The 15,386-nt window shown below is 72.9% G+C and carries 14 protein-coding genes; 4 read left to right on the top strand and 10 right to left on the bottom strand.

Annotation, left to right across the window (positions count from 1 at the left end; all coding sequences use genetic code 11):
- Nucleotides 1–14 precede the first annotated feature (14 nt).
- The 3 genes from HNR68_RS14425 (at nt 15) to HNR68_RS14415 (ending at nt 3,963) form a co-directional block, all read left to right on the top strand.
- Nucleotides 15–1,340, top strand: a complete 1,326-nt coding sequence (locus HNR68_RS14425) for an MFS transporter (RefSeq protein WP_179721264.1) — start codon at nt 15–17, stop codon at nt 1,338–1,340.
- Between the two features lie 478 nt (nt 1,341–1,818).
- Complete coding sequence (locus tag HNR68_RS14420; RefSeq protein ID WP_179721262.1) at nt 1,819–2,745, top strand: beta family protein; 927 nt, start codon at nt 1,819–1,821, stop codon at nt 2,743–2,745.
- 201 nt (nt 2,746–2,946) lie between these two features.
- On the top strand, nt 2,947–3,963 hold the full coding sequence (locus tag HNR68_RS14415) for a TerC/Alx family metal homeostasis membrane protein (protein ID WP_179721260.1): 1,017 nt from the start codon (nt 2,947–2,949) through the stop codon (nt 3,961–3,963).
- 3 nt (nt 3,964–3,966) lie between these two features.
- On the opposite strand, the gene HNR68_RS14410 is transcribed toward HNR68_RS14415, so the two are convergent.
- The 4 genes from HNR68_RS14410 to HNR68_RS14395 all read right to left on the bottom strand — a co-directional run bounded on the left by HNR68_RS14410 (nt 3,967) and on the right by HNR68_RS14395 (nt 7,098).
- Nucleotides 3,967–4,347 carry a hypothetical protein gene (locus HNR68_RS14410; protein ID WP_179721252.1) on the bottom strand — a complete coding sequence of 127 codons (381 nt, stop codon included), beginning with the start codon at nt 4,345–4,347 and terminating at the stop codon, nt 3,967–3,969.
- A gap of 385 nt (nt 4,348–4,732) precedes the next feature.
- Entirely contained in the window at nt 4,733–5,635 is a 903-nt protein-coding gene (locus HNR68_RS14405) for an alcohol dehydrogenase catalytic domain-containing protein (RefSeq protein WP_179721250.1), read from the bottom strand.
- A gap of 93 nt (nt 5,636–5,728) precedes the next feature.
- Nucleotides 5,729–6,373: a CoA transferase subunit B gene (locus tag HNR68_RS14400; RefSeq protein ID WP_179721248.1), complete on the bottom strand. Its 645-nt coding sequence runs from the start codon at nt 6,371–6,373 to the stop codon at nt 5,729–5,731.
- Nucleotides 6,374–6,387: 14 nt separating this feature from the next.
- Nucleotides 6,388–7,098 carry a 3-oxoacid CoA-transferase subunit A gene (locus HNR68_RS14395; protein WP_179721246.1) on the bottom strand — a complete coding sequence of 237 codons (711 nt, stop codon included), beginning with the start codon at nt 7,096–7,098 and terminating at the stop codon, nt 6,388–6,390.
- A gap of 155 nt (nt 7,099–7,253) precedes the next feature.
- Between HNR68_RS14395 and HNR68_RS14390 the strand changes: the two genes are divergently transcribed.
- On the top strand, nt 7,254–8,030 hold the full coding sequence (locus tag HNR68_RS14390) for an IclR family transcriptional regulator (protein WP_179721244.1): 777 nt from the start codon (nt 7,254–7,256) through the stop codon (nt 8,028–8,030).
- 196 nt (nt 8,031–8,226) lie between these two features.
- Here the strand turns inward: HNR68_RS14390 and HNR68_RS14385 are convergent, their stop codons facing one another.
- The 6 genes from HNR68_RS14385 to HNR68_RS14360 all read right to left on the bottom strand — a co-directional run bounded on the left by HNR68_RS14385 (nt 8,227) and on the right by HNR68_RS14360 (nt 15,307).
- A complete protein-coding gene (locus tag HNR68_RS14385) occupies nt 8,227–9,273 on the bottom strand; it encodes a glucose 1-dehydrogenase (RefSeq protein WP_179721242.1) in 1,047 nt (348 codons plus the stop codon).
- A 176-nt stretch (nt 9,274–9,449) separates the two neighbouring features.
- Nucleotides 9,450–9,926, bottom strand: coding sequence for a nitroreductase family deazaflavin-dependent oxidoreductase (locus tag HNR68_RS14380; protein ID WP_179721240.1), 477 nt, complete (start codon nt 9,924–9,926; stop codon nt 9,450–9,452).
- Between the two features lie 176 nt (nt 9,927–10,102).
- On the bottom strand, nt 10,103–11,479 hold the full coding sequence (locus HNR68_RS14375; RefSeq protein WP_343050147.1) for a tripartite tricarboxylate transporter permease: 1,377 nt from the start codon (nt 11,477–11,479) through the stop codon (nt 10,103–10,105).
- On the bottom strand, nt 11,476–11,892 hold the full coding sequence (locus HNR68_RS14370; protein WP_179721238.1) for a hypothetical protein: 417 nt from the start codon (nt 11,890–11,892) through the stop codon (nt 11,476–11,478). The genes HNR68_RS14375 and HNR68_RS14370 overlap by 4 nt, the downstream gene beginning before the upstream one ends.
- Nucleotides 11,889–13,286 (bottom strand): hydroxymethylglutaryl-CoA reductase, degradative, encoded by a 1,398-nt coding sequence (locus tag HNR68_RS14365; RefSeq protein WP_179721236.1) that lies wholly within the window; start codon nt 13,284–13,286, stop codon nt 11,889–11,891. Before HNR68_RS14365 ends, HNR68_RS14370 begins: the two co-directional genes overlap by 4 nt.
- Nucleotides 13,287–13,369: 83 nt before the next feature.
- Nucleotides 13,370–15,307: a helix-turn-helix domain-containing protein gene (locus HNR68_RS14360; protein WP_179721234.1), complete on the bottom strand. Its 1,938-nt coding sequence runs from the start codon at nt 15,305–15,307 to the stop codon at nt 13,370–13,372.
- Nucleotides 15,308–15,386 lie beyond the last annotated feature (79 nt).

The following is a 15,386-nucleotide window of genomic DNA, read 5'->3' as shown; positions in this document are numbered from 1 at the left end:
TCCCGAGGAGCACCATGACCGGTGCGACGCAGAACGTCCCGGCGCCTCCAGGGGAAGTGCGCCGCGTGGTGCTGTCGAGCTACCTCGGCAGCGCCCTCGAGTACTACGACTTCCTGCTCTACGGCACGGCCGCCTCGCTCGTGTTCGGCCCGGTGTTCTTCTCCGGGCTCTCCCCCGCTGCGAGCACGATCGCGTCGCTCGGCACGTTCGCGGCCGGGTACGTGGCCCGTCCGCTCGGCGGCGTCGTCTTCGGCCACTTCGGCGACCGGGCCGGGCGGAAGGCGATGCTCGTCCTCGCCATGACCGTCATGGGCGTGGCGTCGATCCTCATCGGTCTCGTCCCACCCGCCTCCGCCATCGGCCCGTGGGGCGCGATCGTCCTGGTCACGCTGCGCGTCCTCCAGGGCATCGCGATCGGGGGCGAGTGGGGCGGGGCCGCGCTGATGGCGCTCGAGCACGCCGAACCGCGGCGGCGGGGCTTCCTCGCCGCGTTCACGAACGCCGGCGCGCCGACCGGTGCTGTCCTGGGCACGCTGGTGATGACGCTGTTCACCCTGCTGCCCGAGGACGAGTTCCTGCGGTGGGGCTGGCGCGTCCCGTTCCTGCTCTCCGCGGTCATGCTCGCCGTCGGGCTGTTCGTCCGCGCGCGGGTGTCGGAGAGCCCGATCTTCCGGGCCGCCGCCGAGCGGGCCGAGCAGGAGGACTCCCCGCCGATCGTCGACGTGCTGCGGCGCCCCGGGACCGTGGTGCTGGCCGCGCTCGCCTGCCTGGCGAGCTTCGCGCTGCAGACCGCGTTCACCACCTTCGGCATCACCTACGCCGTCGAGCGCGGCACGGCCCGGCCCGACGCCCTGCTGGCCTTCGCGCTCGGCCAGTTCTTCGCGATCTTCTTCATCCTCGGCTTCGCCCGGCTGTCCGACCGGGTCGGCCGCCGCCCGGTGATGCTGTGCGGCCTCGCCGCGACGGCCGTGCTGGTGCACCCGATGTTCAGCATGCTCGCCGCGGACAGCTTCGCGGTGGTCACCGCCGCGTTCACGCTGTACACGCTGTGCCACGGCGCCACCTACGGGCCGATGGCGGCCTACATCGCCGAGCAGTTCGGCACCCGCACGCGCTACACGGGGGCGTCCCTCGGCTACCAGCTCGCCACCGTGCTCGGCGGTGGCTTCACCCCGGTCGTGCTGGCGTCCCTGTACGCGTCCTCGGGCAGCTCCACCGTCCCGGTGAGCGGGTTCATCATCGCGCTCGCCCTCCTCAGCGGTGTCGTCCTCCTCCGCACCCGAGAGACCAAGGACAACGACCTGACCGCCACACCACCACCCGCCCGGAAACCGGGCTGATCGGCATCAGCGCTCTACCTCGAGCCGCACCCTGGCCGAACACGAGGTGCGGGAGCGTGCTGGGGCGCGATGAGGGGTTCCTCGACAGCCTCGGCCATGGCGGAGGCGGTCGATCTGCTGACCAGTTCCCGACGCGGTTCCCGGCGTGCTGCTCTCGCATTCGACCGCGCCTCGCCCCGGCGCGCTCATCCACTCGTTCGGCTCATGAATCACGTTCCTCGCTCCGGCAACCTTGACCATGAAGATCGGTCACGCGTGCGCATGCGACCAGTCGCCCTTCGAGGGCAGGCGCGAACACGAGGAGGCGCACAGGTGGGAGGACCTTCGCTCGATCCGGTGCTGGCGCTGAAGAGCAAGGAGGGCGAGATCGGCGCACTCCTGAAGGACGCGAGCCGGGGCGGATCCACGATCGTGATGGTGGAGCTCCTCAACAGCCTCGAGATCGACGGGACCATCACGAAGGACATCGTGCGCGCTGGTGTCGCGGCTGCGTGGGCAGGACGGTCGCTGTGGGTGGACACGACGTGGCTCTCTTTCGTCGAACCCCTTCGACTCCATCGCCGGCGGCGCCTTCGCGTACCTCGACGCAAGGATCGAGGAAGAGCTCGAAGACGGACTGGACCTGTGGAACACCGACGTCCCAGTGCTCACGCCCGTCATCTCGGTCAACGCTGACGACCAGCAGTTGGGACAGGTGCGGATGCTCCGCGAGCACGCGCCCCGACAGGTCGTCCTACGGGGCCAGCACGCTTCACGGAACGGAACCGCCGATCGGATCGCCCGCATCGTGAGGGGACTCGGGGTCAGCAGCGACGAGGTGCACCTGATCCTCGACGAGCAGTACGTCGAGCACGTGGACGAGCGGCGAGTCCGGGAACTCGTCGACGTGGTCGACGATGTCAGCCAGCGCTTCGAACTGGCCTCGATCGTCTTGATGGCCGGCTCGGCCCCCAATCAACGCAAGGACCTCGAAACACGGTTCCGCGATCGCGCAGAACTCTCGCTGTGGCGGGCGGTGAGCGAGAGGTGCTCACATCCCATCCGCGACGGGGACTACGGCGTCGTCCATCCCCTCCCCACCGGCGAAGGCGGGTTCGGATGGCCGAACCCCTACATCCACTGCACAGTGCCGAACCGCTCCCTCTTCATCGGCAGGAAGATCCCGAACCGGAAGAACAGCGTCCCGCCCCCGGGATCTTCGGAGCGGTACTTCCTCGAAGTGGCCGACGAACTCGTTCACCACGAGGAGTACGCCGGCCCCCGCTTCTCCTGGGGCGATCGAGCCCTCCACGAGTGCCGGTACCGGAACACGCACTCGGTGGGCGAACCGCCCACGTGGATCGAGATCGCGACGTCCCACCACTTGGCGCACCTCGACCACGCAAGGGACTCGGCGACCCACTAGCCGAGGTCCCAGGGCGTCCGGTCGTCGTGCGATCCACCTCCAGGAGCACCCATCAGCGGCACTCCGCACGATCCGACAAACCACCCGGCTCTCGGTACCCTGCGGGGACGCGCAGTCGTCGGGTGGGGGTGGGTGCGGCGGGCCTGCCCTGGTCGGCCGGGATCACCGCCCGGGCTGCACCCGGATGCCAGCGGAGGGGCCGTGCTCGAGTTGACCGTGCTGACCTGGGTGCTCACCATCGCCCTGATCATCGCGCTGCTGGCCGTGGACCTGGTCGCCGCGGCGGCGCGGCCGCACCGGGTCGGCTTCGCCGAGGCGAGCGCGTGGTCGGTGGGTTACGTGCTGGTGGCAGTGCTCTTCGGCGTGTGGTTCACCCTCCAGCACGGCGGCGACGCCGGCACCGAGTTCTTCGCGGGCTACATCGTCGAGAAGAGCCTGTCGGTCGACAACCTCTTCGTCTTCGTCATCATCATGGCCACCTTCGCGGTCCCGGAGGAGCACCAGCACAAGGTGCTGACCTTCGGCATCGTGCTCGCGCTCGTCATGCGGGCGATCTTCATCGCGGTCGGGGCCGCGCTGCTGTCGCTGTTCTCCGTCATGTTCCTGGTCTTCGGGTTGCTGCTCATCTACACCGCCGTGCAGCTGTTCCGGCACCGCGACGAGGACCCGGACGTCGACGACAACCCCGTGGTGAAGGTGGCCCGCAAGGTCCTGCCGGTGTCGTCCGAGTACGTCGGCGGCAAGCTCGTCGCGCGTCTGGACGGGCGGTGGGTGGTCACGCCGATGTTCATCGTGCTCATCGCGATCGGCAGCGTGGACCTGCTGTTCGCGCTGGACTCCATCCCGGCGGTCTTCGGCATCACCGCCGAGCCCTACGTCGTGTTCACCGCCAACGCCTTCGCACTGCTCGGGCTGCGCGCGCTGTTCTTCCTGGTCAAGGGCCTGCTGGAGCGCCTGGTCTACCTCTCGACGGGCCTGTCGCTGATCCTGCTGCTCATCGGCGCCAAGCTGATCCTGCACTGGCTGCACGTCGACGTCGACGAGCGCGTCCCCGAGATCCCCACCACGGTCAGCCTGGCCGTGATCGTCGTGGTGCTGGTGGTGGTGACCGTGGCGAGCCTGGTCAAGACGCGGCGCGATCCCTCGGCCACGGCGCACGCCGGTTCCCTGCGGGCGCACCCCTCGGTCGACGCGCGGGAGCACCGCGAGGACCGGTGAACCTCAGCGGCCGAGGACCCGCACGAACCAGCTCACCGCGCGGTCGACCGCCGCCCGGGCCTCCGGATCGGCACCGTGCCCCTCGAAGCCGTGCGCGGCGTGCGGGATCTCGATGACTTCGAGCGAGGCGCCGACCTCGCGGGCCTTCGCCACGAACGCGTCCTGGGTGGACGCGATGAACTCGTGCTCGTCACCGACCCGCACGATCAGCTTCGGCAGCTCGGGGTGCTCGGGCACCGCCTCGACGGCGTTGAAGCGCGGCTTGTCCCCGGGCCAGTCCGGCGGCGGGGCGAGCACCGGGTAGGTGAACCCGACGGCGCGCAGCCAGCTCGGCGCGGCGCGCAGGTAGGACGCGGCGAGGGGGCGCCGCCGGAGAAGCACCACAGCGCGATGCGGTCGGCGTCGACCTCCTCCAGCTCCCGGGTCCGCTCGATCACCGCGGCGACGTCGTCGGCGGCCTCCGGGTAGTGCTGGTCGGTGTGGAGGCGGTGGTTGAAGGTGATCCCGACCAGCCCGGACGCCGCCACCAGGGCGCCGTGACCGAGGAACCCCTCCCAGTCCCGCGGTGTGGGCACCGCGTCCTCCGGAACGGGACCGCCGTGCACGAAGACCACCGCCGGGTGCGGCCCGGGACCATCGGGGTGGTGGACGTCCATGACCTCGTCGCGGACCCGCCGCACGGGCTTGACGTCGTGGAAGAACGGCACCTCGACCATGGTCACAGCCAACCAGATCCGGCGCGGGTGCGCCCCGGTTTCGCCAGAAGTGGTCAGGGGACCAGCACGACCTTCCCGACCGCGTGCCCGCCCTCGACCTCGGCCAGCGCCGCCCCGGCCTCGGCGAGCGGCCGGACCTGCGTGACGTGCGGGTCCAGCTGCCCCGAGACGACCAGCTGCGCCAGCCGGTCGAGCACGGCGGTGCTGCGGTCCCGCTCGACCGTCCGGCCGCCGAGCTCGGCGACCAGCGGCTTGTCAGCGATCGACAACAGCCTCGACCGGTCCTCGACCAGCTCCGCGACCGTGCGCAACGCCGCGCCGCCCACCAGGTCGAAGACGGCGTCCACCCCGTCCGGCGCGGCGGCCCGCACCCGGTCGAGGACCCCGTCGCCGTAGGCCACCGGGACCGCGCCGAACCGGGCGACGAGGTCGTGCTTGGCCGGGCCGGCCACCCCCACGACGGTGATCCCCCGGGCCCGCGCCAGCTGCACGACCGGGATGCCGACACCCCCGCCGGCACCGTTGACCACCAGGGTCGCGCCCGCGGGCAGGCCGAGGTCGTTCAGCGCGTCGTGCGCGGTGCCCGCCGCGACCGGCAGCACCGCGGCGGCCTCCGGCGCGAGCGCGTCCGGGCGGTGCGCGGCGAACGAGGCGGTGACCAGCGCCTGTTCCGCCCACCCGCCGACCATGCCCGGGCAGCCGCCGAACACCTCGTCGCCGACCGCGAAGCCGGTCACCTCGGGGCCGACGGCCACCACCGTCCCGGCCACCTCACGTCCCAGCACCGCGGGGCCGGCGACGCCGTAGGAGCCCTCGCGGAGCCGCCAGTCCCCCGGGTTCACGCCCGCCGCGCGCACCCGCACCAGCAACTCACCCGGACCGGGCTCGGGCACTGCGACGTCCAGGAACGCCTCCTGCTCCGGACCGCCCACCTCGGTGAACCCGTACGCCCGCACGCCAGCCCCTCTCTCGTCGCCCGTCACGCGCTGCCCAGCCTGCCAGACCACGGCGCGTGTGCAGCGCGGCCCTCGGGGACCGCACCGCCCCGGTCAGCTCGCCGCGACCGGCAGCCGGAGCGGCGCCCCGGTCTTCTCCCGCACCTCGTCCTCGGTGACGCCGGGCGCGCAGCGGACCAGGCACAGCCCGTCCGGGGTCACGTCGAGGACCGCCAGGTCCGTCACGATCCGGTCGACCACGCCCGCGCCGGTCAGCGGCAGGGTGCACCGCTCGACGACCTTCGGCGTGCCGTCCTTGGCGACGTGGTCGGTGAGCACCACGATCCGGCGGGCGCCCACGACCAGGTCCATGGCGCCGCCCATGCCCTTCACCAGGGCGCCGGGGATCGTCCAGTTGGCCAGGTCGCCGTTCGCGCCGACCTGCAGCGCACCGAGGAAGGCGATGTCGATGTGCCCGCCGCGCATCATCGCGAACGACTGCGCCGAGTCGAAGAAGCTCGCGCCGGGGGTGACCGTGACCGTCTGCTTGCCGGCGTTGATGAGGTCGGCGTCCTCCTCGCCCTCGTACGGGAACGGCCCGAGGCCGAGGATGCCGTTCTCGCTCTGCAGCGTCACCCGCACACCGTCGGGGACGTGGTTGGCGACCAGCGTCGGGATGCCGATGCCGAGGTTGACGTAGTCGCCGTCGCGGAGTTCGGCGGCGGCGACGGCCGCCATCTCGTCACGGGTCCAGGTCATGGGGCTGCTCCTGTTCAGGCGAGTTCGGGGACGCGGGGGCGCACGGTGCGCTTCTCGATGTCCTTGACGCGGGGCCGGGCCTGCACCAGGTGGTCCACGTAGATGCCCGGGGTCACCACCCGCTCCGGGTCCAGGTGCTCGTCGCTGAGGTGCTCGACCTCGACCACGGTGACCTTCCCGCAGGTCGCCACGACCGGGTTGAAGTTCCGCGCGCTCGCCCGGTAGACGAGGTTGCCCGCCGGGTCGGCGGTGTGGGCGTGCACCAGCGCCAGGTCGGCCACGATCGCCCGCTCCTGCACGTGGGTCTGGCCGTCGAACTCCGCCAGCGGCTTGCCCTCCGCGATCGGGGTGCCGACGCCCGCGCGGGTGTAGAACGCGGCGATCCCCGCGCCACCGGCGCGCATCCGCTCCGACAACGTCCCCTGCGGCGCGAACTCCACGGTCAGCGTCCCGTCCAGGTACTGCTGGACGAACAGCCCGTTCTCCCCCACGTAGGAGGCGATCACCTTGCTGACCTGGTGGTTCTCCAGCAGCAGGCCGAGCCCCTTGCCGTCCACGCCCATGTTGTTGGACACCACCGTCAGCCCGGTGACCCCGCTGTCGCGGACGACCTCGATGAGGTCGTTCGGGTTGCCGCACAGGCCGAAGCCGCCGACGGCGATCGTCATCCCGTCTTCGAGCACCCCGGCCAGCGCTTCGGCCGCACTCGAGCGCAGCTTGGACACCTCGTCCCCTCTCCCTCGGTCCGCTGGACGAGCACCAGTGAAGGGTCGGTGATGTCGAAAAGGCAAGGAACGACGGGGGAACTCGGCAGAACCGTTCGGCCGGCGAGCGGCCCCGGCCGAAGGCGTTCACTGAGCGGACACCCTAGGGTGGGTGCATGAGCACCCGCTCGAACGCCCACCTGGTCGGCCGGGTCGGCGCCGTGCTGCGGGCGCTGTCGGCCGGCAACGAGACCGGGGCGGCCACCAGCGACCTGGCCCGGGCCACCGGCCTGCCGCGCCCGACCGTGCACCGGCTGCTCAGCTCGCTGGCCGAGGAGGGGTTCGTCGACCGCGACCGCCGCACCGGCCGCTGGTTCCTCGGCCCCGAGCTGTACCTGCTGGGCCAGACGGCGGGCACCCGCTACGACGTGACCCACCACGCCCGCGCGAGCGTGCACCGGCTGGCCGCGAAGACCGGCGAGAGCGCCTTCTTCTCGGCCCTGCGCGGGACGGAGACGGTGTGCCTGCTGCGCGAGGACGGCGACTTCCCGATCCGCTCGTTCGTGCTCCACGAAGGCGCCCGGTTCCCGCTCGGCGTGGTCTCCGCCGGCCTGGTGATCCTCGCCTTCCTCGACGACGCGGAGATCGACGCCTACCTGGCGAGCACCGACCTCACCGACCGCTGGGGCCCTGCGCACTCCGCCGAGGAGGTGCGCGCCCGCATCGCCCGCACCCGCCGGGACGGTTACGCGGTGAACCCGGGCCTGGTGGTCGAGGGAAGCTGGGGCATGGCGGCGGCGGTGTTCGACCGCTCCGGCCACCCGGCGTGGGCGTTGACCCTGACCGGCATCGAGCCCCGCTTCCGCCCGGAGCGCCAGCCGGAACTCGGCGCGCTCCTGCTGCACGAAGCCCACGCCCTCAGCCGGACCCTCGACACCCCGGGAAGTCGCTGAGGCGGGAGGAACCCACCTGCCACCGAGCGCGGTCACTCGCGCGACGCGTGTGGCGCGCCAGTGAGGTGGGCCGAGCCCGGGCACCCGACGACGAGGTGTCGCTGATGTGTCCACTCCAGACAGGACGGTCCCCCGTGGTGAACGGCTCGATCGTCCAGCTGGGCGACGACCTCTCCGTGACGGCGCCGAGGCTTGGTCAGGCCTGGAGGTCCACGACGACCTTCACGTCGTCGGGGCCGGTGTCGAACACCTCGGTCCAGCGGTCCAGCGGGACCCGACGCGTGATGAGCCTGGCCAGCCAGTCCCGGTCCGCGGCGTCCAGCACCTGCACCGCCTGCTTGTAGTGGCGCAGGTTGGCGTTGACGCTGCTGACGATGACGTCGTTGTCCAGCACGACCTCGTCGTCGACCAGCGTCCTGGCGGGGAACGGCACGGTCCGGTGGTGCCCGGCCAGGCCGGTCAGCACGGTGATGGCGTTGGGCGCGGTGTGCCGCAAGACCTCCTGCACGAGCCGGCCGGACCCGGTCGTCTCGATCACGATGTCCGGTCGGCAGCGCAGGTCGTCCAGTGCGGTGTGGTAGGTGGCGCCGAGCGCCCGGACCAGGTCGGGCCGGGGCCCAGCCGTGACCTCGTCGAGCACGTGCACCTCCAGGCCGCGCTGGACGCCCATCAGGGCGGCGAGCATGCCGATCGGTCCCGCCCTGGTGACCAGCGCGCGGCGCGGGGCGAAGTAGGCGCGGCGGCCGATCATGTCGACCTGCTCCCAGGCCTTGGCCACCACCGACGCGGGCTCGGTCAGCACGCCCAGGTCGCCGAGCGAGGAGCTCACCTTGATCGCGAACTGCGGCTCGACGGTCCACTGCTGGGCGCCGTAGCCGTGCAGCCCGCGGATGCCGCGCTCGGTGTACCGGCCGTTGAGGCAGAAGTCCCACTGCCCCGCGGCGCAGGCCTCGCACGGTTCCGGGTCCGGGCGCCGGACGACGCCGACGACGAGGTCGCCGTCCCGGAAACCGCTGATCGCCGGCGCGTGCAGCACCTGGCCGACGGACTCGTGGAAGAGCACCATCCGGTCCTGTCCCGGCGGCAGCATCCCCAGTCCTCGTTCGGTGACGTCGCGGTCGACGCGGCAGTACCCGGCCAGCAGCCCCCGCACGAGCAGCTGGCCAGGCCGGGCGGTGGGATCGGGCAGCTCGCTGACCGCAGACCGCTCCGGTCTGCCTGGCACCACGGTGGCGGCTCTCATCTGCCCGCTCCTCTCCGGACGAGGGGCAGCAAGCTAGCAGACCCGCCCGGTGATCGCACCACAGGCAGAGCCGGAGCGTGGCCGCCCGGCCCCCGTCGAACGCGCGTTCTGGACAGGGGGTGCACGACCTCTCCTGTCCACACGGGACGATCGTGCGGACGGACGTCTCGGCCGGCTCAGCGGCGTGGCCGGAACGCGATCGCTCGCGTGCGGGCGGCGACGTCCGGCCAGCGGGGATCGGACGGGTCCGCCGGGAAGCCCAGCAGCGGCGCCAGGCGACGCCACGCCCGCGGGTGCCGCTGCTGGTACTCCGCCAGCAGCCGCTGCACCTCGGACCCGTCGAGGAAGCGGTGCTCGGGTTCCGGCCACCGCTGGTCGGCCACCCGCAGCTCGATCGCCGGCGCGGCCCGGACGTTGCGGTACCAGTCGGGGTTCTTCCCCCAGGCGGCGACCACGACGACCTCGGGCACCGCCGGGTCGTAGCGCACCACCTCCACGACCACCTCCCGCCGCGCACCGGTCCGCCGCCCGCGGTGGGCGAGGTAGACGAACCGGTACCCGGCCAGCCGGCCGAGCCCCAGGCGGTAGAGGTGGATCGGCGCACGCAGCAGGAGGCGCAGCAGCCCACGCGGCTTCCGATCGGTCAGCGCCACCACCGCACTCCTTCCCGTCGACGGATCTGACCACGGCCCAGCCTCCGCCCGGGGTGACGCGATCGCAACGGAGGTCGGACACCTGGTTCCCACGGGAACCGCACCCGACCGAGGCCGGAGCCCGCCGGTCGTGCCGCCGGCGGGCACCGTGTCGCTCCACCGTCGTGAGTGGACGGTCAGGTCAGGTGCAGGACTTGGGGGACGAAGAGGACCGCGACGTAGTACGCCATGAACTGGGCGCCGGCGTGCATGCCGAACACGCGGTTGGCCACGCCCGCGAAGGTGGCGATGAGCAGCGTCGCGGCGACGCCGAACGCGCCGCCCTCGTACCAGGAGATCACCACGACGAGCCCGGCGAACGCCCCGATCAGCGCCTCGTGGCTGACCTTGCGCATGACCCACAGGCTCGCCGACCGGGCGAAGTTCATGCTCAGCGGGTAGGCCACGACCGCGGCCAGCGCCACGCCGACCAACCCGAACACCAGGAACTGCCAGGTCGGCACCAGGGTGTGCAGGTTGTGCACCTGGCCGGTGGCCTCGTCCACCCCGTACACCGGTGGGGCGTTGAACAGCGGTGCCGCCGGGCCCGCCGCGACCGGGCTCAGCGGCAGGCCGAACGCGACCAGCGGGATGAGCGTCTCGGCCAGGTAGGTCGACTCCGTGGTGCCGTTCTTGACCGCGATCACCGAGGTCAACCGCTCGTAGACGTGCTTGGCGCGCGAGCCGACGATCTCCCCGGCCAGCACCGTGGTGGCCACCGGGCTGAACACGAAGGTGGTCGAGCTGATCCCGGCCGCGGCCGAGGTCAGCGCGAGCTGCCGCGGGCTGAGCACCTTCGCCGGGTTGGGCAGGTACCCGCTCCAGTCCTTGACCTCCGGGCCCAGCCAGAACGCCTTGCGGCCGCTGCGCGGCAGCGTCGCGCGCCCCGAGCGGGAACCCAGCTGCAGCAGGTCGGCGACCAGCGGCCCGACCGCGATGCCGAGGAAGAAGCTGATGCTCAGCGTCTCCCCCACCACGTCCTCCGCCAGCGCGTTGACCGCGGTCACCAGCAGCACGAACGGCACGATGCAGGCGATGCTGGTCCAGCGGCCCGGCGAGAAGTAGCCGATCAGCACCGCGGCCACGACGAACACGTACGGCGCGACGGCGGTGATGTGGTCGCCCAGCGGCGCGAGCAGGGCCGCGAGCCCGACGGCCACCGGGACCGCGATGAACGCGGACAGGATCGCCCCGGAGATGGCCTTGCGCAGCGCGATGTGCGGAACTCCCAGCCGGCGCAGCGCGTTCGCCTCCGGCAGCATCGTCACCGCCATCGTGTCCCCCGGGATGCCCAGCAGCGTCGTCGGGATCGCGTGGGTCATGTGCTTGGAGACCGCGCCGGCGATGAAGAACGTGAACACCCCGACCGGCGGGACGCCCAGCACCACCACCAGCAGCGTCAGCGGCGCCAGCGTCGCCGTCTCGTCGGTGCCGGAGACGAGGCCGATCGCGGCGAACACCACGGCCCCCACCAGGCCCATCGACAGGGCGATCAGCACGTCGTCGAGGATCACGGCCTGACCTCCCGGTCCTGCTGCGCCCGCTCGAACGCGTCGTGCAGCCCGACCGAGCGCAGTTCCCGGGCCGCGTGCGGCGACAGCGCACCACCGACGCCGTCCGCCGCGGTGATCTCGGCGATGGCGGCCCGGTGCTCCTCGGGGGACAGCGCCTGCTCGCGCACGACCCGCTTGGGCGGGAACAGCTTCGCGCTGACCACGGCCGCCACCAGGCACCCGGCGAGCCCGGTGAGCAGGGCGTAGCCCTCGCGCAGTTCCGGGCTCGCCCCGGCGAACACCCACTCACCCACGAGCAGTCCGCCCAACCCCAGGACGACACCGATGAGCACCGCGGGCCACAGGTGCCGGGGGTGGACCGCGTCGCCCCACACCTGCACGTACGGCCGCTCCTCCTGCTGGTCGCCGGTCACCGCCCGGCCTCCGCACGCAGTTCGCCGAGCACCTTCTCGGCGTGGTCGACGCGGACCGCCCGGTCGGCGACCAACCGCGCCACGACCGCGGACAGCTCCTCCTCCGTCGCACCGGCGGCGACCGCGACGTTGCGGGCGTGCAGCGCCATGTGCCCGCGCTGGATGCCCTCGGTGGCCAGCGCCCGGAGCGCCGCGAAGTTCTGCGCCAGGCCGACCGCGGTGATGGTCTCCGCCAGCTCGGCGGCGGTCGACACGCCGAGCACCTGCACCGCCCGCTGCGCCACCGGGTGGACCTTCGTGGCACCCCCGACCAGGCCCACCGCCATCGGGAGTTCGAGCGTGCCGACCAGGTTCCCGTCGGCGTCCCGCTCGAACCGGGACAGCGACGTGTAGCGCCCCTGCGCGCTGACCGCGTGCGAGTGCGCCCCGGCTTCCACGGCGCGCGTGTCGTTGCCGGTCGCGAGCACCACCGCGGTGATGCCGTTCATGATGCCCTTGTTGTGCGTCGCCGCCCGGTACGGGTCGGCCTCCGCCAGCGCGGCGGCGTGGACGATGTCGGCGACCACGCCGGGCCCGCCCACCGCCTCGGCGTCGAAGACGGCGCGCGCCCGGGCCAGCCGCAGGTCGGCCTTGTTGGTGAGGATCCGCAGCAGCGGACGGCCGCCGGCGATCTCCCCGACGCGGTCCGCGATCGCCTCGGCCATCGTGTTCACCGCGTTGGCACCCATCGCGTCCCGCACGTCGACCACGAGGTGCGCGACGACGTAGCGCTGCGTGCGGGCCTCCACCAGCCGCACCACCAGGTCCCGGACGCCACCGCCGAGCTCGACCAGCCGCGGGTCCTGCCGGTTGGCCAGCTCGACCAGCTCGTCGCGCGCCTCCAGCAGCCGCAGCCGCGCCGCCTCCGGGTCGGCGGTGTCGACGACCTGCACCTGGGCCTGCATGAGCGGGTCGGTGGACGAGGTGGTGAACCCGCCGCGCACCCGGGCGATCCGGGCGGCGTTGCTGGCCGCCGCGACCACCGACGGTTCCTCGGTGGCCATGGGCACCAGCACGTCGCGGCCGTTGACGGTGAAGTTGGTCGCCACGCCCAGCGGCACGCCGAGCACGCCCACCACGTTCTCGACCATCCGGTCGGCCTGCTCCAGACCGAGCCCGGAGCCGGGGTCGAAGGCGGCCAGCTGGTCCTCGTCCACCCCCGCGTGCGCCGCCACCAACGACCGCCGCTGGCTGATCGAGCGGTCCTTGAAGCCTGCGAGTCGACTGGTCGACACCGTTCCTCCCGTGCTGCGCCTCGGCGAACGGCGGCCGACCTCGCGGTGCACGCCCTCCACGGCCGCGTCGCCGTTCTCGTACGCCGAGGAACTGTAGGCAGCGCGACGTCGGCGGGACATGGATCGACGTCCCACCCGCCCGGCTCGTGGGTGGGACGACCGCACATGCCGATCACCGTGGGCCGCGAACCGGGCACACAGCGCTACGGCTCGGCGCGGAGCCGCCGGCGCAGCCCCTCCAGGCGCACCGCGACGGACACGCGGAAGAACGGTTCCGGCTCGCGCCAGGACTCGCCGAGCAGGCTGGTGATCCGCTCGATCCGCTGCAGCACGGTGTTGGTGTGCACCTCCATGCGCCGGGCCGCGCGCACCGGGCTGGCGTTGCAGTCGACGAAGTGGCGCAGCGTGGTCAGCAGGTCGGTGCCGCGGTCGGCGTCCCAGCGCAGCACGGGGCCGAGCACGCGGTCGACGAACGGTAGCGCGGCGGTCGGATCACCGGCGAACATCGAGGTGTAGGGCGCGTACTCGTCGGCGTCGGCGGCCGCGGACCCCACACCGAGCGCGGCCAGGACGCGGCTGCAGTCCCGCACCGCCGCGAAGCGGGCGGAGAGCTCGCCGAGGGTGTCGGCGGGGCGCGCGGCCACGGCGAGGACCTCGTCGGTGCCCGCGCCCGCACGCACCCGGTCCCGCACGAGGGCCGCCGCCTCCCGCGGGTCGGCCCCCGGCAGGACCAGCGTGACGACGCCCTCCACCTCACCGGACAGCCCGGACGCCGAGGCCAGGGCGTGGGCCGCGCGCAACGCGGCCCGGCGGTGTTCCGGGGCGACCGCGACGACCACGACGGTGCGCAGGTCCTCCGGTCGCACCCGCCGCGCGCGCAACCGGGCGGCGAGGTCGGAGTGCCGCCGCACGTCGGGGCTGAGGACGTCGTTGAGCAGTTCCCCGCGCACCCGGTCCTCCGCGTAGCGCACGGCGTCCTGCTTCAGGGTCAGCAGCGCGGTGATCTGCGCGGCGCGCTCGATGGTCCGCAGTTCGACGGCGCCGAGCTCCACCGCGCCGTCGCCGATGAGCAACCCGCCGAGCACCAGGTCCCCGGCGAGCACAGCGACGGCCGCGCTGCAGCCGTCCACCGGCGGGTCGAGCAGCGTGCACCGGCCCGACCGCCGGCTCTCGGCCAGCGCGGAGCGGACCGGGTCGGAGTCGACCACCGCCGCAGAGCCGTCCGAGGCGGCGACCAGGGCGTGGTGCTCGTCGACGATGAGCACCGGGCGTTCCAGCGCGTCGCCGAGCGTGCGGGCGACGTCGGTGGCGCCGCCGCCGCGCAGCACGGCCGCGGTCAGCTCCTCGTGCACCTGCCCGGCCCGCTCCATGGCCGCGACGTGCTGGGCCAGCTCGGCGTAGGCGTGCTGGGTCTCGTCCGCGGCGTCGCGCGCCTGCGACAGCAGCCGCGCGGTCTGCAGCACCACGGCGACGATGTCGGCGAACGCCGACAGCAGCGCGACCTCCTCCGGGGAGAAGGCGTGCTCACTGCGGTTGGCGGCGAACAGCACGCCCAGCACGTGGCCGCCGGCGACCATCGGGACGCCGAGGATGGAGACCAGGCCCTCGGCCTGGACGGCGCTGTCGATGCTCTCGGCGTGCGGCACGTCCCGCAGCTGCGCGTAGTGCGACGTCCACTGTGGAGCGCGGGTCTCGGCGACCTTGCCGGCCAGCCCGGTGTGCGGCGGCACCCGCAACCGCCGGAACGCCGGCGCGATGACACCGGCGGTGGAGCGGACCCGCAGTTCCCGGGTCCGCTCGTCGAACTCCGACAGGTAGGTGACGTCGGTCCCGGCGAGGTCGTGGGCGCGCCGGACCAGTCCGGAGACGAGTTCGTCCACGTCGTGCAGCGCGGCGAGCTCCCGCGCGCTGGAGAACAGCGCGGACAGCTCCTGCCCGCGCCGGTGCAGCCGCGCCACGGCGCCCTGCAGCTCCCGCACCCGCTGGCCGACCTGCGCCGCCGCGGCGGCATCGAGCTGCTCGGCCGACAGCAGCTCCGCCACGGCGTCGTGCTCGTCGGGCATGCCCGTGGAGGCGAGGTCGAGCAACGCCAGCACGGTCTCGACCGAGACGCCGCCGTTCGGTGGCCCGGACCCGCTCATCCACACCACCTGCGCACGCCGTCGACTGCCTCGCCGACGCATGGTACGGCCGCACCCCCGGCGGCGGCGCACGCGTGCA

The sequence above is a fragment of the Saccharopolyspora hordei genome, from assembly GCF_013410345.1.
GTDB classification, from domain to species: domain Bacteria; phylum Actinomycetota; class Actinomycetes; order Mycobacteriales; family Pseudonocardiaceae; genus Saccharopolyspora; species Saccharopolyspora hordei.
The sequence above is the reverse complement of the archived record's forward strand: the minus strand, read 5'-3'. Positions and strand labels throughout refer to the sequence as shown.

Bases quoted from the DNA above. Each gene is read 5' to 3' on its own strand.
- HNR68_RS14425 (WP_179721264.1), top strand. From the start codon at position 15: ATGACCGGTGCGACGCAGAACGTCCCGGCGCCTCCAGGGGAAGTGCGC.
- HNR68_RS14400 (WP_179721248.1), bottom strand. From the start codon at position 6,373: ATGACCTGGACCCGTGACGAGATGGCGGCCGTCGCCGCCGCCGAACTC.
- HNR68_RS14390 (WP_179721244.1), top strand. From the start codon at position 7,254: ATGAGCACCCGCTCGAACGCCCACCTGGTCGGCCGGGTCGGCGCCGTG.
- HNR68_RS14385 (WP_179721242.1), bottom strand. From the start codon at position 9,273: ATGAGAGCCGCCACCGTGGTGCCAGGCAGACCGGAGCGGTCTGCGGTC.
- HNR68_RS14365 (WP_179721236.1), bottom strand. From the start codon at position 13,286: ATGTCCCGCCGACGTCGCGCTGCCTACAGTTCCTCGGCGTACGAGAAC.
- HNR68_RS14360 (WP_179721234.1), bottom strand. From the start codon at position 15,307: ATGAGCGGGTCCGGGCCACCGAACGGCGGCGTCTCGGTCGAGACCGTG.